General features: G+C 63.4%; 19 protein-coding genes. 12 read left to right on the plus strand and 7 right to left on the minus strand.

Features of this window, described 5'->3' with window-relative positions:
- Window positions 1-28: 28 nt before the first annotated feature.
- Complete coding sequence (locus VNZ93_RS13925) at window positions 29-1,576, minus strand: L,D-transpeptidase (protein ID WP_325705948.1); 1,548 nt, start codon at window positions 1,574-1,576, stop codon at window positions 29-31.
- Window positions 1,577-1,758: 182 nt separating this feature from the next.
- Between VNZ93_RS13925 and VNZ93_RS13930 the strand changes: the two genes are divergently transcribed.
- Both VNZ93_RS13930 and VNZ93_RS13935 read left to right on the plus strand, forming a co-directional pair.
- A complete protein-coding gene (locus tag VNZ93_RS13930) occupies window positions 1,759-2,979 on the plus strand; it encodes an acyl-CoA dehydrogenase (protein ID WP_325705951.1) in 1,221 nt (406 codons plus the stop codon).
- 171 nt (window positions 2,980-3,150) lie between these two features.
- On the plus strand, window positions 3,151-3,924 hold the full coding sequence (locus VNZ93_RS13935) for a sulfite exporter TauE/SafE family protein (RefSeq protein WP_325705954.1): 774 nt from the start codon (window positions 3,151-3,153) through the stop codon (window positions 3,922-3,924).
- Window positions 3,925-3,937: 13 nt separating this feature from the next.
- Here VNZ93_RS13935 and VNZ93_RS13940 read toward each other — a convergent pair whose 3' ends face one another.
- The gene (locus tag VNZ93_RS13940) at window positions 3,938-4,780 is read right to left on the minus strand and encodes an alpha/beta hydrolase (RefSeq protein WP_325705956.1); all 843 of its coding nucleotides are present in this window, start codon (window positions 4,778-4,780) and stop codon (window positions 3,938-3,940) included.
- Between the two features lie 163 nt (window positions 4,781-4,943).
- Here VNZ93_RS13940 and mtnA point away from each other — a divergent pair, with 163 nt between their 5' ends.
- Entirely contained in the window at window positions 4,944-6,068 is a 1,125-nt protein-coding gene (mtnA, locus tag VNZ93_RS13945) for an S-methyl-5-thioribose-1-phosphate isomerase (protein ID WP_325706140.1), read from the plus strand.
- The gene (locus tag VNZ93_RS13950; RefSeq protein WP_325705958.1) at window positions 6,065-6,553 is read left to right on the plus strand and encodes an MmcB family DNA repair protein; all 489 of its coding nucleotides are present in this window, start codon (window positions 6,065-6,067) and stop codon (window positions 6,551-6,553) included. The genes mtnA and VNZ93_RS13950 overlap by 4 nt, the downstream gene beginning before the upstream one ends.
- Window positions 6,554-6,573: 20 nt before the next feature.
- On the opposite strand, the gene VNZ93_RS13955 is transcribed toward VNZ93_RS13950, so the two are convergent.
- Both VNZ93_RS13955 and VNZ93_RS13960 read right to left on the minus strand, forming a co-directional pair.
- On the minus strand, window positions 6,574-7,122 hold the full coding sequence (locus VNZ93_RS13955; protein ID WP_325705961.1) for an ActR/PrrA/RegA family redox response regulator transcription factor: 549 nt from the start codon (window positions 7,120-7,122) through the stop codon (window positions 6,574-6,576).
- A 32-nt stretch (window positions 7,123-7,154) separates the two neighbouring features.
- On the minus strand, window positions 7,155-8,495 hold the full coding sequence (locus tag VNZ93_RS13960) for an ActS/PrrB/RegB family redox-sensitive histidine kinase (protein ID WP_325705964.1): 1,341 nt from the start codon (window positions 8,493-8,495) through the stop codon (window positions 7,155-7,157).
- A 136-nt stretch (window positions 8,496-8,631) separates the two neighbouring features.
- On the opposite strand from VNZ93_RS13960, the gene VNZ93_RS13965 reads away from it, so the two are divergent.
- From VNZ93_RS13965 to VNZ93_RS13985, 5 genes are all read left to right on the plus strand, one after another.
- On the plus strand, window positions 8,632-9,399 hold the full coding sequence (locus tag VNZ93_RS13965; RefSeq protein ID WP_325705967.1) for an ABC transporter ATP-binding protein: 768 nt from the start codon (window positions 8,632-8,634) through the stop codon (window positions 9,397-9,399).
- 65 nt (window positions 9,400-9,464) lie between these two features.
- Window positions 9,465-10,232 (plus strand): ABC transporter permease, encoded by a 768-nt coding sequence (locus tag VNZ93_RS13970; protein ID WP_325706143.1) that lies wholly within the window; start codon window positions 9,465-9,467, stop codon window positions 10,230-10,232.
- Between the two features lie 97 nt (window positions 10,233-10,329).
- Window positions 10,330-11,670, plus strand: a complete 1,341-nt coding sequence (locus VNZ93_RS13975; RefSeq protein ID WP_325705970.1) for a polyhydroxyalkanoate depolymerase — start codon at window positions 10,330-10,332, stop codon at window positions 11,668-11,670.
- 289 nt (window positions 11,671-11,959) lie between these two features.
- The gene (locus tag VNZ93_RS13980; RefSeq protein ID WP_325705974.1) at window positions 11,960-12,766 is read left to right on the plus strand and encodes a SprT family zinc-dependent metalloprotease; all 807 of its coding nucleotides are present in this window, start codon (window positions 11,960-11,962) and stop codon (window positions 12,764-12,766) included.
- A gap of 17 nt (window positions 12,767-12,783) precedes the next feature.
- Window positions 12,784-13,971 carry a multidrug effflux MFS transporter gene (locus VNZ93_RS13985; RefSeq protein WP_325705977.1) on the plus strand — a complete coding sequence of 396 codons (1,188 nt, stop codon included), beginning with the start codon at window positions 12,784-12,786 and terminating at the stop codon, window positions 13,969-13,971.
- Between the two features lie 3 nt (window positions 13,972-13,974).
- Here the strand turns inward: VNZ93_RS13985 and VNZ93_RS13990 are convergent, their stop codons facing one another.
- The gene (locus VNZ93_RS13990) at window positions 13,975-16,155 is read right to left on the minus strand and encodes a penicillin-binding protein 1A (RefSeq protein WP_325705979.1); all 2,181 of its coding nucleotides are present in this window, start codon (window positions 16,153-16,155) and stop codon (window positions 13,975-13,977) included.
- Window positions 16,156-16,398: 243 nt separating this feature from the next.
- Here VNZ93_RS13990 and VNZ93_RS13995 point away from each other — a divergent pair, with 243 nt between their 5' ends.
- Window positions 16,399-16,587 (plus strand): hypothetical protein, encoded by a 189-nt coding sequence (locus VNZ93_RS13995; protein WP_325705981.1) that lies wholly within the window; start codon window positions 16,399-16,401, stop codon window positions 16,585-16,587.
- Window positions 16,588-16,676: 89 nt separating this feature from the next.
- Here VNZ93_RS13995 and VNZ93_RS14000 read toward each other — a convergent pair whose 3' ends face one another.
- A complete protein-coding gene (locus VNZ93_RS14000; RefSeq protein ID WP_325705983.1) occupies window positions 16,677-19,466 on the minus strand; it encodes a [protein-PII] uridylyltransferase in 2,790 nt (929 codons plus the stop codon).
- A 178-nt stretch (window positions 19,467-19,644) separates the two neighbouring features.
- Here VNZ93_RS14000 and VNZ93_RS14005 point away from each other — a divergent pair, with 178 nt between their 5' ends.
- A complete protein-coding gene (locus VNZ93_RS14005; protein WP_325705985.1) occupies window positions 19,645-20,700 on the plus strand; it encodes an alcohol dehydrogenase in 1,056 nt (351 codons plus the stop codon).
- Window positions 20,701-20,810: 110 nt separating this feature from the next.
- Window positions 20,811-21,623, plus strand: coding sequence for a hypothetical protein (locus VNZ93_RS14010; RefSeq protein ID WP_325705987.1), 813 nt, complete (start codon window positions 20,811-20,813; stop codon window positions 21,621-21,623).
- A 14-nt stretch (window positions 21,624-21,637) separates the two neighbouring features.
- On the opposite strand, the gene mutS is transcribed toward VNZ93_RS14010, so the two are convergent.
- The gene (gene mutS / locus VNZ93_RS14015; protein ID WP_325705990.1) at window positions 21,638-24,412 is read right to left on the minus strand and encodes a DNA mismatch repair protein MutS; all 2,775 of its coding nucleotides are present in this window, start codon (window positions 24,410-24,412) and stop codon (window positions 21,638-21,640) included.
- Between the last annotated feature and the right edge of the window lie 101 nt (window positions 24,413-24,513).

The raw sequence follows: 24,513 nt of genomic DNA on the forward strand, positions 1-24,513 counted from the left end.
AGCGTGGCCGGAATTCGGCTGATCTCGCTTACCGCGTCACAACAATGAAATCGGTATAGAGCCCGGTCTCGTTGCCGAGACCATGATCGGATACGATCAGCGACGCCCCGGCGGAGACATATTCGGAGATGCGCTCGACGACTTCGGGCGCAATCTCGATCCGATCGAGGACGGCGGCAGCGCCGAGGCTCGGAATCGGCGATGGCGCCTTGCCATGCGGCTTCACCGGGACTTCGATCTGGCGGCCGCGGCGATCGAGCTCGATCCGCGTCTGGACCTTTTCGGTCCTGGGCAATTCCTGCGGCATGCTGACCACCGTCCAGCGCAGGTCCTTGCTGCCGTCCGTCGCGAGGGCGGAGAAGACATGCGTGCCGAAATTTGCCGTCTCGTCCTTGAAAGTGACCGGTGCGCTGAACAGCGGAATGAAGTGCTGGCGGACATAAAGCCGCTTTTCCTTCTTGCTGATGAACACCGTGATCGCCCCGCTGGGGACCGTCCTCTTCTGCTTGGCCTCAAGCGACTGAGCGAAACTCGCAAGGATCGGTTCCGGGATATCTGCCGGCTGCGGATAGACGGAGGCGGTGGTGTCGCTCTTGTCTCCAGCGAGTTCGGGACCCGATGGCAGGCTCGGCTGTTGCAATGGTTCGGCAAGTTGCGATTTCGCCGGTTCGGACTGGACGCGTTGTTCGGCCTGCACAGGCGCGGCGATGTCGGCTTTCGGGGCATCGCTTGAATTGATCTGCTCGACCGAGGAGGTGAGGTCGCGCATCGCCGGCTTTGCCGCGTCACCCTCCGGGCGGTCGCCCGCACCGTCGGTCGCGAAGGTTTCCGCAAGAGCGGTGCGGACAGGTGGCGTGGTCGTATCGAATGTCTTGCGCAGTTCAGGCACGGATTCGACGGTCGGCGCCGCTTTCGGCTGGAACAGCATCGCGTGCGTGATGTCGACCGGCGCAACGTCCTCGCGCGAGACGATCACGCGTGTGTTCATCCTGATCGTGCGCCAGAGATAGTGAGCGTATTGCTCCGGCAGACGGATGCAACCATGCGAGGCGGGATAGCCGGGCAACGCGCCCTGATGCAGGGCGATGCCCGACCAGGTAAGGCGCTGCATGTAGGGCATCGGCGCGCCACTGTAGATATTGGAGCGATGGTGCCGGTTGCGCTGAATCACGCTGAAGACGCCGTGCGGGGTCGGGTTCGTGGCCTTGCCGGTCGAAACAGGAGACTGCGAGACCAGCTTGCCGTTGGCATAGAACGACACGTTCTGGGATTTGACCGATACGATCAGCATGTGCGGTCCGGGGGGCGGCGGCGCGTCCTTGATCCGCTCCACCGGCTTGATGTCATGTTTCTGGGGCTGACGCGGCGCGCGGCGCGCGCGGTCCGGCCGCTGGGGCTCGATCCGCGGTGGCGGCGGCGGTTCGTCGAAGCGCTGGAAGAAGGGATCCCGGCCGAAGAAGCCGCTCTGGGCCGCCGCGTCCCGGGCTGACCCCGCCACCGCAACCAGAGCGATCAGGCTGACGCCCGTGAACTGCGCTGCTTTCAACACGCCGAAAACCGAACTCTGGCTATACACGGTCTAAATCCCCGCCACCGGAAACCCGCATTCTAGGTCCCGAATCCGAACATAATGTTAGTGGATGCAACTTCTGCGGTCATCCGAGCCCGCCCGGACGCCAGCATTCGGATCGTTAGTGTTGCATTTACGGAAAATATCTGACCGATAGCGGGCAGATCGGCTCCTGCAGGGAGAGCACCATGAGTCAAGCCGCAGAAAAACTTAACGTCCAGCGCCCGGGGTCCATCAAGGACGCCCACTTTGATTGGGAAGATCCGCTCAACCTCGAAGGAGAATTGACCGAAGAGGAGCGTATGGTCCGCGACACCGCGCGCGGATACGCACAAGATAAGTTGATGCCTCGGGTGATCGAGGCCTACCGTGACGAGAAGGTCGACCGCGCGCTGCTGCCGGAAATGGGCGCGCTCGGGCTGCTCGGCCCGACCATCCCGGAAGAATATGGTGGCGCCGGCCTTGGCTACGTTGCCTACGGATTGATCACACGCGAAATCGAGCGGGTCGATTCGGGCTATCGCTCGACCCTGTCGGTGCAGTCCTCGCTCGTGATGTACCCGATCTACGCCTACGGCACCGAGGCGCAGAAGAAGAAATATCTGCCGAAGCTCGCCTCGGGCGAGATGGTCGGCTGCTTCGGCCTCACCGAGCCGGACCACGGTTCCGATCCCGGATCGATGGTGACGCGCGCGGAGAAGGTGCCGAACGGCTATCGGCTGACCGGCGCCAAGATGTGGATTTCGAACTCCCCGATCGCCGACATCGCGATCGTCTGGGCGAAGCTCGATGGCAAGATCCGCGGCTTCGTCGTCGAGCGCGGGACCGAAGGGTTCTCCACCCCGAAGATCGAAGGCAAGCTGTCGTTGCGTGCGTCTGTGACCGGCGAAATCGTGCTCGACAATGCCTTCGTGCCGGAAGATGCGCTGCTGCCGAATGTGTCCGGCCTCGCGGGTCCATTCGGCTGTCTCAACAACGCGCGCTACGGCATTGCCTGGGGCGCCATGGGCGCCGCCGAGTTCTGCTGGCACGCCGCGCGTCAATATACGCTCGACCGCAAGCAGTTCGGCCGGCCGCTCGCCGCCAACCAGCTCGTGCAGAAGAAGCTCGCCGACATGCAGACCGAGATCGCGCTTGGCCTGCAGGGCGCGCTGCGCCTCGGCCGTCTGATCGAGGAGGGCCGTGCGGCCCCGCCGTCGATTTCGCTGATGAAGCGCAACAATTGCGGCAAGGCGCTCGACATCGCCCGAGTCGCCCGTGACATGCACGGCGGCAACGGCATTGCCGACGAGTTCCACGTGATGCGCCATGTTGCCAATCTCGAGACGGTCAACACCTACGAGGGCACGCACGATATTCATGCGCTGATCCTCGGACGCGCACAGACCGGGATCCAGGCGTTCTTCTGATCGCCTGCTGCCTGCTTGTGAGCGCATAGCTCGTCTGTGATGCCCGGCCTTGGTGCCGGGCATCAACGTCTTTACAGGGTCACGCAGGCTGGTTGGATGCCCGTGGCACTGGCTGATGCTGCCGCGCCGCTCTGGCGCGAGCGTCGGGATCGCGGCGGGTGCTGGGGAACAATGGATTTTGCAGCCGTAGCATTGCTGATTGCTGCCGGACTTGCGGGCGGCACGATCGCAAGCCTTGCCGGCGGTGCGGCCTTGATCACCTTTCCGAGCCTCATGGCGGTCGGACTTACTCCGGTCGCAGCGATTGCGACCAATATCGCAGCGCTGACTCCGGGCAGTTTTACGGCCGCGCTGTCCGACCGCTCGCAATTGCCGCCATTCGATCGCGGGTTCGTCGGATTGGTGTTCGCATCGGTGGTTGGCGCAGGCATCGGCGCGGTCCTGCTGATGCTCACGCCAAGCCGGACCTTCGAAATTCTGGTGCCGTTGCTGATTGGCTTTGCCACGGTGCTGTTCGCGTTCGGCGAGCAGATCAGCAACGCGCTGCGCGCCCGCTCGCTCGCCAAGCATGGTCGCGAGCCCGAGATCAAGCTCACGTCCATTCCGATGCTGCTGCCGGTTTCGGTCTATGGCGGCTATTTCGCTGCGGGCGTCGGTGTGTTGCTGGTGGCCGTTCTGCAGCTCGCGACATCGGGCCAGTACCGGCCGGCCAACGCCACCAAGAACCTGGTCGCGGCGTTGAACGGGTCCGTCGCGATGGCGGTGTTCGCGATTGACGGAAGCATCAATTGGCCGGCCGCACTCAGCATGATGGGCGGCGCACTGATCGGCTCGTTCATCGGCGCGCGGATCGCACGTTACGCGCCGAAAGAGATCATGCGATGGGTGGTGACTGCGATCGGTGTGATCCTCACCGCAGTCTATGCGTGGCGCTACTGGTTCTGAGGCGCGCGGCGCCTCAGGCCCGCGTCAGTTCGCACAATTCCACGACCCGTCCGGTCATCGCGCTCAGCGGATCGGCAAGCGGCGCCACGACATTGAAGTGGTGTGTCCCAGGGATGGCTTCGTAGCGTGTCTTTACGCCGGCGGCGCCCCAGGTATCGGCCATGACATGGGACAGCCGGATGAATTCCGGCAGTTCGTCTCCGCCGACCACGAGGTCCAGCACGCGGCCCTTGGGAGCGGGCCAGAACAGCGGCGAAATCGCATGAGCCGAGGCGTCGTCGAGCTTGAAGTCGACGTTCATGTCCGTGTTCACGAGCCCGGCGAGGTCGAACACGCCGGATATCGCGTAGCCGGCCGGGACCAGGTCCGCGGGCGCTGTCTTGTCGAGGCTTGGCCAGTCGGTCGCCATCATGCAGGCTGTGAGGTGTCCACCGGCCGAGTGGCCATAGACCATGATGCGTTTGCCGAAGCGCTTCCACAGAAACAGCACCGCCGCGCGCATCTGCTCGATGATCTCTGCGATCGAGACCTGCGGAGTGAGGTCATAGCCCGCAACCGCAACCGAGACGCCATTCGCCGTCAGCCCGCGCGCCAGATGGCTGTGCTCCTTCGGGCTCATGGCGCGCCAATAGCCGCCGTGGATGAACAGGGCGAGCGGGGCATCGGCGTCATTCGACTTGAACAGGTCGATATATTGCCGCTCGCTCGGCCCGAAACGGATGTCGAGCTCCGCGCGGCCCTCCTTGGCCATCATGTCGCGATAGGCCGCCGCGTCGCGCTGCCACTGGGCGACGATGATCGGGAAGTCCGCAACGGCCGCACGGTTGTTGTAGGCTGCGCTGTTGTCGGTCGACATTATGGTACCCTCGCCGGACCCCTGAAAAAACCGGCCGGACATTGCGTCAGCCGCGCTCCAAGCGCAAGCGATCAGGGCTTGATCGGCAGGGGCGGATCGGCGGTTCATGGCAGCGTTGCAAATTCGCTTTCGCGGTGCTGACAAACCGGCTTATCTGTCATCCATGAAGCTCAACGGCGTCGCAACCCGGAGCGTCTGGCTCGAACCCGACGGCTGGTCGGTCGGGATAATCGACCAGACATTGCTGCCCTGGCAGGTCGTGCGGCTGCAATTGCTCAGCGCCGCCGACGCGGCGCATGTGATTGCCAGCATGCAGACGCGCGGTGCGCCACTGATCGGTGCGGTCGCTGCCTACGGGCTCGCGCTGGCGCTGCGGGCGGATGCCTCGGACGATAACCTCGCCAGCGCCTATGACATGCTGCTCGCGGCGCGCCCGACGGCAGTCAATCTGCGGTGGGCGCTGGACGATGTGTCGGCCTTTGTCCGCCAGCATTCGCGGAGCGACCGTGTCGAAGCGGCTTACCGGCGCGCTGCTGCGATCTGCGACGAGGATGTCGCGATCAACGAAGCGATCGGACGGCATGGGCTGCCGCTGATCGAAGCCATTGCCACGCGCAAGGCGCCGGGCGAGCCCGTCAACATCCTCACGCATTGCAATGCCGGATGGCTTGCGACCGTCGATCTTGGGACTGCGACGGCGCCGATATACACGGCTCATGACGGCGGCATTCCCGTCCATGTCTTTGTCGACGAAACGCGACCGCGCAATCAGGGGGCCTCGCTCACGGCGTTCGAACTGGGCCAACACGGCGTGCCGCATACCGTGATCGCGGACAATGCCGGCGGGCATCTGATGCAGCATGGTCAGGTGGACATGGTCATCGTCGGAACCGATCGGACGACCGGACGTGGCGACGTCTGTAACAAGATCGGGACCTATCTGAAGGCGCTTGCGGCGCGCGACAATGGCGTGCCGTTCTACGTCGGGCTGCCTTCGCCGACGATTGACTTTGCGCTCGATGATGGCGTTGCCGAGATTCCCATCGAACAGCGCAGCGCAATTGAAGTGACTGCCATGTCCGGCCGCACCCCGGACGGCCGGATCGGGACCGTGACGATCGTTCCGGACGGATCACCTGCTGCGAACCCCGCCTTCGACGTGACACCGGCGCGTCTCGTCACCGGCCTCATCACCGAACGCGGAGTGATCGAGGCATCGCGCGAAGCGCTGGAGCGCACGTTCCCGGATCACGCCTCGCGGCGGCACAAGCGTGAGGCGGCCGAATGAGCGAGTTGATCCGTCGCATCGCGGAGATGCCGGTCGACGGCCGGCAGTCTCAGACCGCGCTGACAATCGCGCGGGGCACGATGCGGCTTCTTCTGTCCCACGGGTTCACCTGCGTCAGCGAATTGCCGCTGCCGTCAGGCCGGCGCGCGGATCTTGTCGCCATCGGGCGCAGCGGTGAGATCTGGATCGTGGAGATCAAGTCATCGATTGCGGATTTCCGCGCCGACCAGAAATGGATGGATTACCGGATGCATTGCGACCGTCTGTTCTTCGCGACGACGGTCGAGGTGCCGTGCAACATCTTCCCGAAGGATACCGGGCTGATCGTTGCCGATGGCTTCGGCGGAGAGTTTGTCTGTGACGCTCCCGAGCACCGCTTGCCGGCGCCGACGCGCAAGGTGATGACATTGCGGATCGCGCAATGTGCGTCGTTGCGACTGCAGTCGCTGATCGATCCAGCAGGGCCTTACGGCAACGAGATGTAGCCGACGCGCCGGCGGGACGTTTACCGCGGCGCGCGCTTGGCCAGGATCCGCTGCAACGTACGGCGATGCATGTTGAGCTGCCGTGCGGTCTCCGACACGTTGCGCCCGCACAATTCGTAAATGCGCTGGATATGCTCCCAGCGAACGCGGTCCGCGGACATCGGATTTTCCGGCGGTTCGGGCTTCTTGCCTTCGACAGAGAGAAGCGCGTTGACCACGTCGTCGGCATCGGCGGGCTTGGCAAGGTAGTCGACCGCGCCAAGCTTCACGGCGTTCACTGCAGTGGCGATGTTGCCGTAGCCTGTGAGAACGATACCGCGCGCTTCGGGGCGTCGGCGCTTCAGGGCCGAGATGACGTCGAGGCCATTGCCGTCGCCGAGGCGCATGTCGACGACCGCGAAGGCGGGCGCCGAGCGCTCCACCTGCATCAGACCTTCCGAAACCGACTCTGCGGTAGTGACGGCAAATCCGCGGCCCTCCATGGCGCGGGCGAGCCGCATCAGGAAGGACTTGTCGTCCTCGACGATGAGCAGCGAGCGCTCGCTGGGTATGGCCGGTTGCAAGGTCATGGAACTCTCCAAAGACGCCTGTTCGCCCCTAACTATGCGTTCGCAGCCTTGGGCTCAAGCTCGGACGGGCCCTTGAACTCGAAATCCTCGCGTGGCCAGCGAACCGCAACCACGGCACCGGACTCCGGGAAGGCTTTGTTGACAAAAGTTAACTTTGCGCCGGTTCGCTCCAGCAAAGTTTTCGCGATGAAGAAGCCCAGCCCCATGCCGGTGTCGCCTGTTGCGTACATCCGGCGCAACTTGCGGCTGCGGACATAAGGTTCCCCGATCCGGCTGATAATCTCCGGCGCGAAGCCCGGTCCGTCGTCGCTGATCACGATCGACACGGTATCGGCCGTCCACTCCGCGGTGATCTCGACCTTCTCGCGCGCAAAATCCACGGCGTTCTCGACCAGATTACCGAGCCCATACAGTATCGCGGGATTGCGCGGGGCCACCGGTGACGATTGTCCCGGCGGCATCTTCACGTCGATGGCGATGCCGAAATGCCTGTGTGGTTCGGCGACCTCCTGCAGCAGGGAAGACAGGGGCAGTCCGTCGAAGGGCACGCCTTCGGCCTGCAGTTCATTGAACTTGGCGAGAATATCGCGGCAACGTTGCGCCTGCTCGCGCAACAGACGGACGTCGTCGGCATGCGGCGATTTCGGATCGATTTCACGTTCGAGTTCGCTGGCGATCAGCGTGATCGTCGACAAAGGCGTGCCGAGTGCGTGCGCGGCCGCAGCGGCAAGTCCGTCGATCTGCGTGATGTGCTGCTCGCGCGCCAGCACGAGTTCGGTTGCGGCAAGGGCGTTGACCAGTTGCCGCGATTCTTCGCTGACCTGCCACGCGTAGAGGCTGATGAACAGGATCGCGAGCAGGATCGAGAACCAGACTGCGAGCATGTAAGTGTTGGGAAGAACGGGCATCGGCCCGTAATCCTCCGACCATGGCAGCGGCTCGTGAAAGAAGATCAGCATGGTCATGCATGCAATCGCGAACAGCCCGAGCAGCATGGTCATGCGCGCCGGCAGCGCGGTCGCAGACAGAAGCACCGGGCCGAGGAAGAAGAACGAGAACGGGTTATCGAGGCCGCCGGTGAGATACATGAGTACGCCGAGCTGGCCGATATCGAACGCGAGCAGCCATGCCGCGCGGCTGGGTTCCAGTCGTCGCGCCTGCTGGAACCGGATCCGCAGGGCAATGTTCAGCCAGGCCGACAGCACGATCGCGGCAAGGCACGCGTAGATCGGCAGGTCGAATTCCAGCCCGAAATAGACCACCAGCACGGCAACGGTCTGGCCGATGATCGAAAGCCACCGCAGGCGCACAAGCGTATCGAGCCGCAGGTTGCGGCGCGGCATTGGCAGGCGGTCGAGATCCATCGCTGACATGCCTCAGGTTCTAGTCAGGTGGGGCGTCACATGAAACTGCGCTTTTGCGCGCAGCGTCAAACGGCCGGAGGGGGCCGGGCTTGCGCTTCCGGGAGGGGAAGCGCAAAACCGGCGGCCTGATCCTGCCGGACTATCCATGCCCGCTACCGAACCTGCCATTTCGCTCGATCGCGCCGTCAAGATCTACAAGGGCGGCATGGCGGTGAACGGCATTTCGTTCGCGCTTGCGGCTGGCTCCGTCACGGCGCTGCTCGGCGGCAATGGCGCAGGCAAGACCACTACCATTGCCATGATCATGGGACTGGTAACGCCGACCTCCGGACGGGTGGCTGTGCTGGGCGCGGAGATGCCGCGCCGGCGCCATCGTGTCCTGCACCGCATGAATTTTGAAAGCCCGTATGTCGACATGCCGATGCGGCTCACGGTGCGGCAGAACCTCACGGTGTTCGGCAAGCTCTACGGCGTGTCCGATCTTGATGAGCGCATCCGGGAGCTTGGCGCGCAATTCGACCTCAAGGATTTCCTCGACCGTCCGACCGGCAAGCTTTCGTCGGGACAAAAGACTCGCGTCTCGCTCGCCAAGGCTTTGCTCAACCATCCGGAGATTCTTCTACTGGACGAGCCGACCGCCTCGCTCGATCCCGACACAGCGGACTGGGTGCGCGCCGAGCTGGAGCGCTATCGCGCCGAGCGCAGCGCCACCATTCTCCTTGCGTCCCACAATATGGCTGAGGTCGAACGGCTGTGCGATCGCGTCATCATGATGAAGCGCGGCGAAATCGTCGACGATGCGGCGCCTGACAGGTTGCTTGCGCGCTACGGTCGCGAAAATCTGGAGGACGTGTTTCTCGATATCGCGCGCGGCCGAAGAACGGCGCAAGACGTGTCCGAGGTCGCACCGTGAATCTCCAGTCCCGTCAACACCCGGCGCCCGAGGCGATTGCGTTCTCACCGAACCGCATCTTCGCGATGGTCCTCCGCTATTGGTATCTTCTGCGCTCTTCGTGGCCGCGATTGCTTGAGCTGATCTACTGGCCGGCCGTGCAGATGCTGATGTGGGGCTTCCTGCAGCTCTACGTATCGGAGAATGCCGGTTTCTTCGCGAAGGCTGGCGGCACTTTCATCGGCGCGGTGCTGCTTTGGGATATCCTGTTCCGCGGTCAGCTGGGCTTTTCGATCTCGTTTCTTGAAGAGATGTGGGCCCGAAACATGGGCAATCTGATGATGAGCCCGCTGCGACCGGGTGAATTCATCTGCGCGCTGATGATCATGAGCATCGTGCGTCTTGCCATCGGCATGGTTCCGGTGACGATCCTCGCCATCGGTTTCTTCAACTTCAATCTCTACAGCTTTGGCTTCGCGCTCGCGGTGTTCTTCATGAACCTGATCCTGACGAGTTGGGCCGTCGGTATTTTTGTGTCGGGAATAGTGCTGCGCAACGGCATGGGCGCCGAGAGCATGGCCTGGACGATCATGTTCCTGCTGCTGCCGCTGACCTGCGTTTACTATCCCGTTTCGGTCCTGCCGGTCTGGTTGCAGCCGGTCGCCTGGGCGTTGCCGCCGACCTATGTTTTCGAGGGCATGCGGGCTTTGCTGATCGATCATACCTTCCGCGGCGACCTGATGGTCTGGGCCTTCGGGCTCAATGCAGCCTACTTTTTCGCCGCTGTTATTGCCTTTTTGGCCCTGCTGCGCAGCGCCCGGACAGTGGGATCGCTGATGCAGACGGGCGAGTGACGGTTATCTAATCAGTTGAGAAGGACTTTCGCCTATATTGACGGCGCGAACAAAAGGCTTGATGTTGCGTTGCAATAGGATGCCGGAACGCGACAAAATGGCAATTGGCGAATTTGGTGGTGCACCCGCCCTGCCGACTGAAGGCGGGCCGGTCCTCTCCAACGGCATGTATTGGCTCTACGAGATGAGCCACGCAGCCCTCAATCCGGCGCGCGCCTTTGCCGATGTGACGCGCCTCTACATGAAGAACCCGCTCAATCCGTGGTCGCACACCACGGTCGGCAAGACGCTCGCGGCCTCCGCAGAAATGTTCGAACGTTTCACGCGCCGTTACAGCAAGCCGGAGTGGGGCATTCACGAGACCATGGTCGGTGGCGAGCGGGTCGATGTGCACATCACGCCGGTCTGGGAACGACCGTTCTGCCGGCTTCTCCATTTCGAGCGCGTGCTGAAGACGCCGCCGCGCCGGGCGCAGCCGAAGGTCGTGATCGTTGCGCCGATGTCCGGACACTACGCGACGCTGCTGCGCGGCACGGTCGAGGCGTTTCTGCCGAACCACGACGTCTACATCACCGAATGGACGGACGCGCGTCTGGTGCCGTTGTCGGAAGGCCGCTTCGATCTCGACGATTACATCGACTACGTTATTTCCATCCTGCATGCGCTGGGCGGCGATTGTCACCTCGTCGCGGTCTGTCAGCCTTCGGTGCCGGTGCTGGCGGCCGTCGCGCGCATGGAAGCCGAGCGCGATCCTTATGTGCCGCATTCGATGGTGTTGATGGGAGGTCCCATTGACACACGCGTCAATCCGACCGCGGTCAACAAGCTCGCCGAATACCGGGGCGTCGACTGGTTCCGGCGCAATGTGATCACCAAGGTGCCGTTCCCGCATCCCGGCGTGATGCGCGATGTCTATCCGGGCTTCTTGCAGCTCAACGGCTTCGTGAGCATGAATCTTGACCGTCACCTGGATGCGCACAAGGAGCTGTTCTTCAACCTTGTGAAGGGCGACGGCGACTCCGCCCAGAAGCACCGCGAATTCTACGACGAGTATCTCGCCGTCATGGACCTGACCGCAGAGTTCTATCTGCAGACGGTCGACACCGTGTTCGTGAAGCACTCTCTCCCGAAGGGCGAGATGATGCATCGCGATTTGAAGGTCGATCCGTCGGCCATCCGGAACGTCGCGTTGCTCACCATCGAGGGTGAAAAGGACGACATCTCCGGGCTCGGCCAGACCGAGGCCGCGCATCGGCTCTGCACGAATATCCCGCCGGATCGCAAGGCGCACTATGTCCAGCCGGGCGTCGGCCATTACGGGGTGTTCAACGGCTCGCGCTTCCGGTCCGAGATCGCGCCGCGCATCTCGGATTTCGTGCTGACCAGCCAGACCGGCCGCGCCAAGGGGGTGCGCCCGGTTCCAAGGGCAGTGGCCTAGGGATCGGACGCGCGAATCAGTCCGCGGTGATAAAGCCCGGAAACTACGCCGGTTTGATCTCAACTATCTGATTTTTCTTCCGTTTTTCCACTTGCGGGGGGCGCGATGATTGGCCCTCCGTAAAGCGGTGTCGCAAACAAATGATTATAGGTTCATTTGTTCAGTGGCTTTGGTAGTGGTCTGCCGTCCACCGTACCCCAACAGATTGTGTAGGCACTTTATTTTCTGAAAGGTGATGTTCGGAAACCGGACTATGGCAGTATGGGAGGCCGAAGCAGTCGAGGTAGCCATGCCGCTCCGCGCGCTCCTGTACCGGCGGCCGACCGAACCAAAGGCGATCCAGGTCGTCCACGACAAGCACATCTATCTGGTGCGCGTGCGCCGGCACCGGCAGGCGCGCCGCTACACGTTGCGGATCCAGGCGGCGACGCGCGAGGTCGTGCTGACCATGCCGCCGCGCGGCTGCCTGAAGGAGGCGAAGGAGTTCGCCCAGAAGCACGGCGGCTGGATTGCGTCCCGCCTCCACCATTTGCCCAAGGCGCAGCCGTTCGAGCACGGCACCATCGTTCCGCTCCGGGGCCATCCGCACCGGATCGTCCATCGCAAGGGCGAGCGCGGCACCGTGTGGGTCGAGGGTACTGACGACGGCGAGCGCAAGCTCTGCGTCGCCGGCGATACGCCGCACATCGATCGGCGGATCGGCGATTTTCTGCGCAGGGAGGCGAGGCGCGACCTCGAGAGCGCGAGCCGTGCCTTTGCCGAGCGCCTGGGCGTTTCCATCGGACGCGTATCGATCCGCGATCCGTCGAGCCGCTGGGGATCCTGCTCCACGACCGGGGTTCTGTCCTATTCCTGGCGGCTCATTCTCGCGCCGCCCTTCGTGCTCGATTACCTTGCCGCCCATGAGGTCGCCCACCTTGTCGAGATGAACCACTCGGTGCGCTTCTGGCGGCTCGTGGATCGGCTCTGCCCGAATGTGAGGCGTGCAAAAGCGTGGCTTGACATGCATGGCACCGAGCTTCACCGCTACGGTCTGCCGCGCACCCGGACCGAGCCGGACGTGCCGGTCAATGGAAGGCGCCCATCGCGGCGTTGAGACCGCCGCAATAGTCCATGTTAAAGCCCAACACGTTCGCGCTCACAGCGCTGCTCGCCGCGCTGACCGCGTTGGCGCCGCTGTCAACCGATCTCTATCTCCCGACGCTGCCCGATATCGGTCGCGCCTTTGGCGTCTCTCCGTCGCAGGTGCAATTGACGATGGCCGCCTACCTCGTCGGATTCGCGCTTGGGCAGATCGGCTACGGCCCGATCTCGGACTGGTATGGCCGGCGATCCGGGCTGCTCGTCGCTTTGTGCTGCTATTGCGCCGGCAGTCTGATTTGCCTGCTCGCGCCGTCCATCGAAGTCCTGATCGGCGCGCGGGTGTTGCAGGCGTTCGGCGGATCGGGCGCGATCGTGCTGGCGCGGGCGGTGGTGCGCGATTTCTACAGCGGGGCGCGCGCCGGCAGGGAATTGTCGATGATGGGCCTCGTCATGGCGTTCGGCCCGGTATCCGCGCCACTGATCGGTGGCCTGTTGCACGCATTGTTTGGCTGGCGCTCCGCTTTCGCCGCGCTGCTTGCATTCGGGCTGGTGCTTGCGGTGACGGTAGCCCGCAAATTGCCGGAGACGTTGTCCGAAAAACCCGACGAGCGCATGTCGCTGTCGTCGCTGATGACCGGCTATCGTGATCTTGTCCGCATCCGCGACTTCAATCTGTTTCTGCTGATCGGCGCTGCATCCTATACGGGGCTCATCGGGTGGCTGGCAGCGGTGCCATTCATCTATCAAAGCCGCTTCGGACTCACGCCGCTCATGCTGTCGTTCTCGATTTCGGCGAGCGCGACGGGCTATCTGATCGGCACTTCGATCGCGACCCGCATCGTGGTCCGCACCGGGATCGTATCGACAATGGGAATTGGCGCCGCGGTGATGCTCGCAGGCGCGCTCGCGATTTGCGCCACTGTTGCGCTCGACCCGGAGTCGGTCATCTGGGTCACGGCTGCGGTTGCGCTCAATCTGGCCGGGTTCGGTCTCCTGTTTCCGCAAACCATTGCGGGCGGATTATCCTGCTCGGCCGAACGCGCCGGCGCAGCATCGTCGCTCCTTGGATTTGCACCGCAGGTCAGCGCTGCAATACTCAGCGCATGGGTCGTATCGAAGATCACGTCAGACGCGTGGCCGGCTGCGCTTGCGGTATTGGCGACTGCGGTGCTGGCGCTCGTATTGTGGCTGCCGCTGCGCTTCAAGCGCGCGCGCTAGGAGTCATCGTCGCCCGAGCAGGCGATCCAGCAGCCAGCTGTCCATGCCATCGTTGCGCGTAGCGGATGCCGGCGTTGCGCGTCCGGGAATCGAACCTGGCGGGACGGGCTTTTCGATTGAGCCCGGCGGGATCGGAGCGCCCTGTCCATAGCTCTGCGTCTGCGAGCCCGGATAGGGCAGGGCGATGCCGCCGTGTACGCCCGGCAGACTGGCGACCGGCACGTTGCGGTGCGCGTTTTTCATGAAGCGCGCCCAGATCTCCGATGGCAGTCCGCCGCCCGTCATCTTCTTGGTTGGCGAGGAATCGTCATTGCCGAGCCAGACCGCTGTGACGAGTTGCGCGGTGTAGCCAACGAACCAGCCGTCGCGGAAGTCCTGGCTCGTGCCCGTCTTGCCGGCAGCCGGGCGGCCTGCAAGATCGGCCTTGCGTCCTGTGCCGGTGAGCAGCGTCTCCTGCATCATGACATTCATCATCGCGACGTAGCGCGGCTCGATCACTTGTCCGAGGCTCTGCGGCCGGCGCTGATAACGCACCTTGCCGTCCTTGCCGCGAACGCTTTCCACAACATGAGGGGCGATCGCCATGCCGTTATTGGCGAAGGTCGCGAAGGCCGACGCCATTTCGAGAACGGATACTTCCGACGTGCCAAGTGCGAGCGATGCGTTGGGCTCGAGCTTCGAGGCGATGCCGAGGCGATGCGCCGTGCGCATCACCGCAGTCGGGCCGAACTCCAGTGCGAGCCGCACCGCGACGGTGTTGAGCGACATCGCCAGCGCCTGCGTGAGCGTCACCGGCCCATAATATTCGCGCGTGTAATTTTCCGGCCGCCATCCCTTGATCACGATCGGTTTGTCTTCGCGCACTGTTTCCGGCGTCAGGCCGCGCTCAAGCGCCGTCAGATAGACGAACGGCTTGAAAGCAGAGCCGGGCTGCCGCTTGGCCGCGACCGCCCGATTGAACTGGCTTTCCGAATAGTCTCGCCCACCGATCATGGCGCGGATCGCGCCATCGGGAGACATGGCAACGATCGCGCCTTGTTCGACGCCGAATTTCCCGCCCCGCATCGCAAGTTCTTCCGAAAGCGCCTGTTCGGCGAGAAGTTGCAGGGCGGGGTCGATGGAGGTCTCGACCACAATATCGTCCTCGACCCGGCCGACCATGTCGTCGAGCACGTCCATGATCCAGTCGGCGACATAGTTGATCGAACCTGTAGTCTTCTGCTTCAGCGCATGGGCCGGCTGCGCGATCGCGACCTTGGCCGCCTTGTCGCTGATAAAGCCCGCATCGGCCATTGCCGAAATCACGACCTGCGCGCGCCGTTCCGCACCGTTCGGATTGCGTGTTGGCGCAAGCCGTGACGGCGAGCGCACGAGGCCCGCCAGCATGGCCGCTTCCTGCAGGTTCATGTCGCGCGCGTGCTTGCCGAAATAGCGCTGCGCTGCGGCCTCAACGCCATAGGCGCCTGCGCCGAAATACACACGGTTGAGATAGAGTTCGAGGATCTCGTCCTTGGTGAATTTGCGCTCCAGCCAAAGCGCCAGCACCAGTTCCTGCAGCTTGCGGGTGAAGGTGCGGTCCTGCGTCAGGAACAGGTTCTTGGCGAGCTGTTGTGTCAGGGTTGAACCGCCCTGCGACACGCCGCGGCGAAGCAGGTTGGCTATTGCCGCGCGCGCGATGCCGATGGGGTCGACGCCGAAATGCGAATGGAAGCGGCGGTCTTCGATCGCGATGAAGGCCTGCGCCACATATCGCGGCAGGTCCTTGACCTTGGCCGATACGCCGCTGTCGCCGCGGACCGCGAGAATGCGTCCGTCGGTACCGGCGATCTGAATCGAGGGTGGGCGCTTGGGGACTTCCAGCGACTGGATCGCGGGAAGATGGGCGCCGACCCAGGCGACCAGGGCGATCCCGGCGATGACCCCCCAAAGCGCGAGCACGGCGCTCCAGTAGACCATGCGGCCGAACACGGAGCGGCGTCGGCCCTTCTTCTCGGCGGTTCGTGGTTGGGGCTTCTCCGGCGCCGGATTGGCGGCACGGGTTCGCTTGCGCGCACCCTTGGTAACGCGGCGCTCGTCATTGTCGGTGCCAGCAAGCCGGTCCCGAGAATCAGCGCGCAACTCGCGGTTGGGAACGCCGACGTCGAAGTTTGGCTCGCGGCGTACGGACTTGCTTCGCCGTCCCAAAGCGCTCCCCCGCCGGACACCGCGCGCATCGGGCGCAGGCGCGCGGGGTCGAGGAGTGACGCTACGGGAGGCGGTTTAAGGCGCGGTTAAGGGAGGGCGGCTGTTGCGAGGCTGCGACGCATCGGCGCAATGACTGAAAAAGGCTTATGGAATAAGGGTTCTTGCCATTTTCAATCGGCTGGTTTTGTGCATGATCCGCGCCCGGCCGGGTTAACCGGCGGTTCTAACTCTGGGGATTGAACAATGCGCAAAAGCGCTCTTCTGCTCGCGGCCGTCATGATCGCTGCCGCTCCGACCGCTGCTCTCGCCGCCAAGGCCAAGGCTCCGGCTGACCCGAATGCAGCCGGCAAGAAGTTCGTCTACAACGCGTTCATGCAGCCCTATTATGCTTGGCAGAGCATCTGGGTCGTCGCGCCGGCGAAGAAGAAGTAATCGGCCGCTTGGCAGGACGTTCAAGGCGCCGAGGCAAGGCTTCGGCGCCTCTTTCTTTGAATGTTTCCGGTTGTGTCCGTTACGCCGGTCTATTTTCCGGCGTGGTCCGCGGGCCGGGAAAATAGTGCAAGCAAGGCGCGTTTGATCGCGGCCTGCCGCGTCGGCGAGGCAATTTTCGCCCCCAGGAGGTCGGTGACGTAGAACACGTCGACGACGCGCTCGCCGAAGGTGGCGACATGCGCCGAGGTGATGTTGAGCGACAGCTTGGAGATGGTCGCGGTCAATTCATACAGCAGACCTGGCCGGTCGAGCCCGGTGACTTCCACCACGGTGTAGCGGTTCGACCATTCGTTATTGATATTGACCTCCGGCTCGAGCGCGAAAGCCTTGAAGCGGCCTTTCGGTCCAGCCTTGCGCGCCACGATCTCGGGCATCTTGATCTCGCCCTGTAGCGCCTTCTCAATTGTGTCGGCGATCCGGCCGGCCCGGCGTCCCTCGTCCTCGTCACGCTCAAATTCGCGCGTCAGCGCGATGGTATCGAGCGCAAGTCCGTCCGTGGTCGTGTAGATTTGCGCGTCCACGATGTTACCAAGGGCAGCAGCACACGCACCGGCGATAATCGACAGGAGCCGGGGATGGTCCGGTGCGATGACGGTCAGTTCCGTCACGCCGCGCGCCGGGTCGAAAGAAACCTGCGTCGCGAGCGTCTTGCCTGCGCTCCAGGCCTCACGCAGGAATCGTGCATGCGCGATCTTGTGCGGCAGATCGACCTTGAGCCAATAAGCCGGATAGTGCCGTGCGATGTAATTGTTGAGGTCGGCTTCGGACCAGTCCTTCATCGCTTCACGGAATTCGGCCTGCGCCATCGCCACGCGCCGTTCGCGATTGACCTCGGAGAAGCCGCCGGTCAGCACAGGCTCGGTTTCGTAATAGAGCGTGCGCAACAGCTGCGCCTTCCAGCCATTCCAGACGCCGGGGCCGACTGCGCGGATATCGGCGGTGGTCAGGATCGAGAGCAGCTTCAGCCGGTCGAGCGACTGGACGATGTTCGCGAAGTTCTCGATCGTCTTGCGGTCCGACAGGTCGCGTGACTGCGCGACCGTCGACATCACCAGATGGTTTTCGATCAGCCAGGCGACGGTCTCGGTCTCGGCATTGGTCAGCCCGAGCCGCGGACAGAAGCGACGCGCCACGCGCGCCCCGGCGATCGAGTGATCCTCGACGCGTCCCTTGGCGATGTCGTGCAGGAACATCGTGATCCGCAGCAGGGCGCGCTGCCGCGGCGTCAGCTTCTTCACCAGGTCGTTGGCGAGCCCGTATTCATCGTTGGTGCCGGTCTCGATCTCCGAGATCACGCCCATGCACCGGATCAGGTGCTCGTCGACCGTGTAGTGATGATACATATTGAACTGCATCATCGCGACGACGCGGCCAAATGCGCGCACGAAAGCGCCGAGCACGCCGGCCTCGTTCATGCGCCGCAGCACCGTTTCGACATCGTGGTGCGACGTGAGGATTTCGAAGAACAGCCTGTTGGCCTCCTCGCTTTCGCGCACGCCCTTGTCGATCAGCGGCAGCGAGCGGCTCGCCGTCCTCATCGCATCCGGATGGAAGGCGAGGTTGTGTTTCTGTGCGAGATAGAAGATCCGGATCAGGTTGACCGGATCGCGCTCGAACACATCCGGTTTCACGATGTTGATGCGGTTATTGTCGACGATGAAATCGTCCGATTCCGCGAAAGCGCGCCGGCCCGTATTCGGTCGAAAGCGCGCGACGATCCGTCCAAGCATCGGCGCGGATTTGGTGTGATTGGCTTCGAGCGCTGCGCACAGGATGGCGGTGAGGTCGCCGACATTCTTTGCGGTCAGGAAGTAGTGCTTCATGAAGCGTTCGACGTCGCGCATGCCGGGATGCTCGGTATAGCCGAGCCGGACCGCGATCTCGCGCTGGATGTCGAACGACAAGCGTTCCTCGGGTCGTCCGGTGAGGAAGTGCATGTGGCAGCGAACGGACCACAGGAAATCCTCGCAGCGTCGAAACAACTTCAGTTCGTCCTTGTCGAACACGCCGTGATCGACGAGTTCCTCGACGTTGCGGACGCGATAGACGTATTTGCCGATCCAGAACAGCGTGTGCAGGTCGCGCAGGCCGCCCTTGCCGTCCTTGACGTTGGGTTCGACGAGATACCGCGACTGACCGGTACGGCGTAGCCGCTCCTCACGTTCGGCAAGTTTCGCAGAAACGAATTCGGCGCCGGTACCCTGAACGACATTCCGGTCGAAGCGATCGACGAGTTCATTGAACAGTGCGAGATCGCCTTTCAGGAAACGCGATTCCAGGATCGCGGTCCGGATCGTCATGTCGGCTTTGGCCTGCCGGATGCACTCGTCGACAGAACGCGTCGCGTGCCCGACCTTCAGCCCCATGTCCCAGAGGCAATAGAGAATGGCTTCGGCAACCGATTCACCCCAGGCGGTCTGCTTGTACGGGAGCAGGAACAGCAGATCGATATCCGAGCCCGGTGCGAGCAGGCCCCGACCATAGCCGCCGGTCGCGACGACGGCCATGCGCTCGGCTTCGGAAGGGTTGTCGGACGGATAAAGCCGCTTGCCGGCGAATTCGAACAGGACGCGGATAATTTCGTCCTGCATCGCGCAAATGCGCTCTGCGCAGCGGCGGCCCTGTCGCTCCTTGAGAAGGAGTTGCTCGGCCTTTTCGCGCCCGCGCGTCAGCTCGCCTTTCATGAACTGGGCGACGGCGGTCCGCAATTCCCTGTCCCGACCCGAATAGGCAGCGGCCAGCGCTTCGAGCTCCTGCGCCGCGGCGTCGGCGTCGAAAAGCTCGCTTGCGGCTCGTGGCGTCTGGTCGGGCGAGAGCATGGCGAATGGGGATAGCCGAGCCCATCGCGCCTGTCACGGCCCCCGGCGCGCCGATTGCCGAAGTTTAATTCGGCGCATCAACCCGGGGGAGGTTGAAAAGTCCTGTTTTTTCAATGGTTAACGTAACTGGATGAAATGCGCTCCGAAGTGGGTAAGCTTCCGGCCAAGGGAGGCAACAATGAAATCATACGAAGTTTGCGAATGCGGAGCGCCGCTGCAATTGCGCGAGCAGCCCACCCCGGAGCCGGCTGGAACGGAAGTGCTGCTGGAAGTTACCGCGGCCGGCATCTGCCACAGCGACATTCATTTCTGGGAGGGCGTTTACGATATCGGCGGCGGAAAGGTGATGAAGCTCGCCGATCGCGGGCTGAAACTGCCCCTGAGGCTTGGGCATGAGAATGTCGGGCGCGTGGTCAAGGCCGGACCCGAGGCCAGAGGCGTGAATGTAGGCGATCTCCGGCTGGTCTATCCCTGGATCGGCTGCGGCGAGTGTGCCGTTTGTCGGCGAGGTGACGAACAGCTGTGCCTCAAGCCGCAATTTGTCGGCGCCTTCCGCCCCGGTGGGTTCAGCGACCACATCCTGGTGCCGCATCCGCGCTATCTGATCGACTACGGGGATCTCGCGCCGGAGCAGGCCGCGCCGCTCGCCTGTTCCGGCGTGACGGCCTATGGCGCCCTCAAGAAATTCGGCGATCTTCTGAAAGCCGAGCCGGTGGTGATCATCGGTGCGGGCGGCCTCGGACTCATGGCGCTTGCGATCCTCCGGGCGATGGAGGCGAAGGGCGCAATCGTCATCGATATTGACGCGAAGAAGCGCGAAGCGGCGATGAAGGCCGGCGCGCTCGCGGTGGTCGACGGCCGTGCCGTCGACGCGGTGGCGCAAGTCCAGGCGATTGTGAACGATCGGATATGGGCGGTGGTCGACTTTGTGGGATCGGGCTCCACAGTAAGCCTCGGCACCGATCTGTTAACCAAGGGTGGGCACCTTGTCGTGGTCGGCTTGTTCGGCGGCGAGATCACGATGCCGACGCCGTATATCCCGATGCGGGCCATGACGATCCAGGGATCGTATACGGGCAGCTTACCAGAGCTTCATGAGCTCATTGCGCTGCTGCGCAAAACGCCGATGCCCTACATGCCCGTGGACGTTCGCCCGCTCGATAGCGTGAACGCAAGTCTTAACGATCTGAAAGACGGCAACGTCATCGGTCGCGTCGTGCTCGCGCCGAATTGAGTTTCCGTAAGCCCACACTATGTCCATATCCATGCCAGCCGGCGAACAAGGGCTGGCGCGGGTGCCGCGACTCCGGTACACAACAACAACTTCCGGTTACAAGCCGCCGCATGTCCCCTCCCGACTATTTCTGGCTCTCGCTTCTGCTCAAGGCAGCGCTGACGTCCACGATCATTGTGACGGCGTCGCTGATCGTCGAGCGTGGCGGGCCGTTTCTTGGCGCGATGATTGCGTCGCTGCCGACATCGGTCGGTGCGGCCTACATCGTCATGGCGATCGAGCATTCGCCGGACTTCATCTCGAACTCCGCTCTTGGCAGCCTGACCGCAAATGCGGCCGGTGTCACCTTCGCGGCCGCCTATGCGCTGCTCGCCCGGAAAAACTCGTTGCTCGTCGGTCTTGGCGGGGCGCTCCTGATCTGGTTGGCTTGCGCCACGGCATTGCGGCAGATCGACTTCACGCTGTCGTCCGCGATTGCGCTCAACCTCGCGGTGGCCGCTGTTGCAATCTGGGCGACGGCGAAGGCGAGAGCGGCGAGCTTTCCCAAGGCGGCCATCGTACGGCGTGCTTACGATATTCCCTTGCGTGCGGCAGCCGTATCCGCATTCGTCATCATCGTCACCACGCTGAGCCACTCGATCGGAGCATTCGCGTCGGGTGTGTTCGCGGTTTTTCCCATCGCGATGTCCAGCTTCATTGTTATTCTGCATAACCGCATCGGTGGGCCGGCGACGTCCAACGTGATCGCTCACGCGCAGGTGCCGATGCTCGGTTTGATCCCGGCCTTTATTGCGGTCTACCTGCTCACGATACCGCTTGGGGTATGGTGGGCGCTTTTGATCGCACTCATGGCCTCGATCGTCTGGAACATCGTCCTCTGGACCTGGCGCACGCAACTCGCGGCAAGACTGCCGATGGAATAAGGTTGAGCTTGTAGTCAGCGAGTTGCAGCAAGTTTCTCCTTGAGTGCGTACAGCGCCTCCATTGCTTCCCGCGGGGACATTTCGTCGGGGTGCAGAGCTTCAAGCGCCGCGATCACTGCGTCGAGCGGCGAGGGTTCAGCGGGAGCAGGCACTGGCCGTGCCGATCGGAATAGCGGCAAATCCTCAAAGCCGCGCATCGGCTTGCCACGGTCATCGGCTTCCAGCTCAGCCAGCACCACCTTTGCCCGCTCGATCACGCTGGCCGGAAGACCGGCGAGCTTTGCGACCTGGATGCCGTATGAGCGGTCGGCAGCGCCCGGCACGACTTCGTGCAGAAACACGACCTCACCCTGCCATTCCTTGACCCGCATGGTTGCGTTATGGATGCGGGGCAGCTTGGCGGCCAGTGCCGTCAGTTCGTGGAAGTGCGTCGCGAACAGCGACCGGCAGCGATTGACTTGATGCAGGTGCTCGACGCTCGCCCATGCGATCGATAGTCCGTCGAAGGTCGCCGTGCCGCGTCCGATCTCGTCCAGAATCACGAGCGAGCGCTCGGTTGCCTGATTGAGGATCGCCGCGGTTTCGACCATCTCGACCATGAAGGTTGAGCGTCCGCGCGCGAGGTCGTCCGCAGCGCCGACGCGTGAGAACAGACGATCCACGATGCCGATTTCGGCGCGCCGGGCCGGCACGAAGCTGCCTGTCTGCGCGAGGATGGCGATCAGAGCGTTCTGACGAAGAAACGTCGATTTGCCGGCCATGTTGGGTCCGGTCAGTAGCCAGATCCGTCCGGCAGCGCCGCTATCGCTCGTCGCTTTCTTGGTCGTTGCCGGTGACGGGGCCGGGGCGGAGAGGTCGCAATCGTTGGCAATGAACGGTTCGCTCAACGATTGTTCGACGACGGGATGGCGGCCGCCTTCGATCACGAAGGCAAGCGATCGATCAATGACCGGGCGAACGTAGTCGCGTTCGACCGCGAGCGCTGCCAGTGCCGAGGCGACGTCGAGGGCCGCCAGCGCCTCGGCAGCGGCCATGATGTCCGCGCTTGCCGCTTGGACCTGAGACGCCAATCGATCGAAGATCTCGCCTTCCAGGCCGAGCGCGCGGTCAGCAGCGCTGACGATCTTCGCCTCGAGTTCGCCGAGTTCCATGGTTGTGAAGCGGACCTGCCCGGCCAGCGTCTGGCGATGGATAAAGCGAGCATTGAGCGGCGGTGCCATGAGCTTGTCGCCGTGCTGCGCCGTGACCTCGACGAAATATCCGATCACGTTGTTGTGCCGGATCTTGAGGATGCGGATGCCGGTATCTTCGGCATAGCGCGCCTGCAATTCCGCGATCACTTTACGTGAGCGGTCCCGCAGCGCGCGCGTCTCGTCGAGTGCTGCGTCGTAGCCTTCACGGATGAAGCCGCCATCGCGCTTCCATGCCGGCAATTCGTCGGCGAGCGCCGCTGTGAGTTCGTTGAGCAGGTTCACCGACGGACGCTTCAGTGCGCTGGCGATGGCGATGATGTCGTGTGGCGGCGCGTCGAGCGCGGAGAGCCTGCCTGCAAGCGCAGACGCGGCGGCGAGGCCATCGCGGATCGCGGCGAGGTCTCGCGGGCCGCCGCGTCCGATGACGAGGCGTGACAGCGCTCGCGCCAGATCGGGTGCTGCCTTCAGGTTTGCGCGTATGTCGCCGCGTGCAGCCGGATCGTCCACGAAAAGTGTCACCGTATCGAGCCGTCGTCCGATTGCGGCAGCATCGGTCAGCGGAGCGGCTAGCCGCTGCGCCAGCAAGCGCGAGCCGGCCGACGTCACGGTACGGTCGATAGCGGCGAGCAGCGAGCCGCGGCGATCGCCCGAGAGCGTGCGGATCAGTTCGAGATTTGCGCGCGTTGCGGCGTCGATGCCGAGTGCCGCGCCGGCGTCCTCCCGCAAAGGTGGCGACAGCGCCGGGCGCTTGCCGAATTGGGTGCGCTCGACATAGGTGACGCAGGCCGCGGCGGCGGTCAGCTCAAGTCGCGACAACGGCCCGAAACTTTCTGTGGTCGCGACCTTGAAGTAATCGGACAGCCGGCGTTCGGCGGTCGCCCCATCGAAGATGTCTCGCGTGAGCGGCACCACATGCTCGAAGCCGCGCAACATCGGCGCAATGTCCGCATATAACGCGTCCGGTACGATGATTTCGCCCGGCTCGATGCGGGCAATCTCGGCGGCCAGCTGACCGGCCTCGCTTTCGGTGACGCGGAATTCGCCGGTCGAGATGTCGATCCAGGCGAGCGCGAAACGGGCCTGCGCGTCGTCCGACGACGTGCGGGCGCGCGCGAGCGCGAGGAGATAATTGTTGCGTTTCGCGTCGAGCAGGGTGTCTTCGGTCAGCGTGCCGGGAGTGACCAGGCGCACCACGCCGCGCTGGACCACGCTCTTGCCGCCGCGCTTCTTCGCTTCCGCCGGGTCTTCAAGCTGCTCGCAGACCGCGACCCGATGCCCGAGCGCAATCAGCTTGTGCAGGTACTCGTCCGACCGTTCGACCGGGACACCGCACATCGGGATGTCGTTGCCGAGATGCTTGCCGCGCTTGGTCAGGACGATGCCGAGCGCACGCGAGGCTATTTCAGCGTCTTCAAAGAACAATTCATAGAAATCGCCCATCCGGTAGAACAGCAGGCAATCCGGATTGGCCGCCTTGATCTCGATGAATTGTTCCATCATCGGCGTCACGCGAACGGCGTCGTCGGTCGCTTTGGGCGTGGCGCGGGCGGTCTCGTCGGCAGGCTTGTGCGGCGGGCGGGTGAGTTCGGCATCCATCGGGCGCAAACTACCAAACCGTCCGCGGAAAAAGAAATCGCCGGGGCGAACCCCGGCGAGTCTTCAACAGAGCAGCTTCTGCGGCCGCCTCCGATCCCGGA

Origin of the sequence: Pseudorhodoplanes sp., assembly GCF_035565795.1 — a bacterium.
In the GTDB taxonomy this organism is placed as follows: Bacteria; Pseudomonadota; Alphaproteobacteria; order Rhizobiales; family Xanthobacteraceae; genus Pseudorhodoplanes.

Bases quoted from the DNA above. Each gene is read 5' to 3' on its own strand.
- VNZ93_RS13930 (WP_325705951.1), top strand. From the start codon at position 1,759: ATGAGTCAAGCCGCAGAAAAACTTAACGTCCAGCGCCCGGGGTCCATC.
- VNZ93_RS13935 (WP_325705954.1), top strand. From the start codon at position 3,151: ATGGATTTTGCAGCCGTAGCATTGCTGATTGCTGCCGGACTTGCGGGC.
- VNZ93_RS13940 (WP_325705956.1), bottom strand. From the start codon at position 4,780: ATGTCGACCGACAACAGCGCAGCCTACAACAACCGTGCGGCCGTTGCG.
- mtnA (WP_325706140.1), top strand. From the start codon at position 4,944: ATGAAGCTCAACGGCGTCGCAACCCGGAGCGTCTGGCTCGAACCCGAC.
- VNZ93_RS13950 (WP_325705958.1), top strand. From the start codon at position 6,065: ATGAGCGAGTTGATCCGTCGCATCGCGGAGATGCCGGTCGACGGCCGG.
- VNZ93_RS13955 (WP_325705961.1), bottom strand. From the start codon at position 7,122: ATGACCTTGCAACCGGCCATACCCAGCGAGCGCTCGCTGCTCATCGTC.
- VNZ93_RS13960 (WP_325705964.1), bottom strand. From the start codon at position 8,495: ATGTCAGCGATGGATCTCGACCGCCTGCCAATGCCGCGCCGCAACCTG.
- VNZ93_RS13965 (WP_325705967.1), top strand. From the start codon at position 8,632: ATGCCCGCTACCGAACCTGCCATTTCGCTCGATCGCGCCGTCAAGATC.
- VNZ93_RS13970 (WP_325706143.1), top strand. From the start codon at position 9,465: ATGGTCCTCCGCTATTGGTATCTTCTGCGCTCTTCGTGGCCGCGATTG.
- VNZ93_RS13975 (WP_325705970.1), top strand. From the start codon at position 10,330: ATGGCAATTGGCGAATTTGGTGGTGCACCCGCCCTGCCGACTGAAGGC.
- VNZ93_RS13980 (WP_325705974.1), top strand. From the start codon at position 11,960: ATGCCGCTCCGCGCGCTCCTGTACCGGCGGCCGACCGAACCAAAGGCG.
- VNZ93_RS13985 (WP_325705977.1), top strand. From the start codon at position 12,784: ATGTTAAAGCCCAACACGTTCGCGCTCACAGCGCTGCTCGCCGCGCTG.
- VNZ93_RS13995 (WP_325705981.1), top strand. From the start codon at position 16,399: ATGCGCAAAAGCGCTCTTCTGCTCGCGGCCGTCATGATCGCTGCCGCT.
- VNZ93_RS14000 (WP_325705983.1), bottom strand. From the start codon at position 19,466: ATGCTCTCGCCCGACCAGACGCCACGAGCCGCAAGCGAGCTTTTCGAC.
- VNZ93_RS14005 (WP_325705985.1), top strand. From the start codon at position 19,645: ATGAAATCATACGAAGTTTGCGAATGCGGAGCGCCGCTGCAATTGCGC.
- VNZ93_RS14010 (WP_325705987.1), top strand. From the start codon at position 20,811: ATGTCCCCTCCCGACTATTTCTGGCTCTCGCTTCTGCTCAAGGCAGCG.
- mutS (WP_325705990.1), bottom strand. From the start codon at position 24,412: ATGGATGCCGAACTCACCCGCCCGCCGCACAAGCCTGCCGACGAGACC.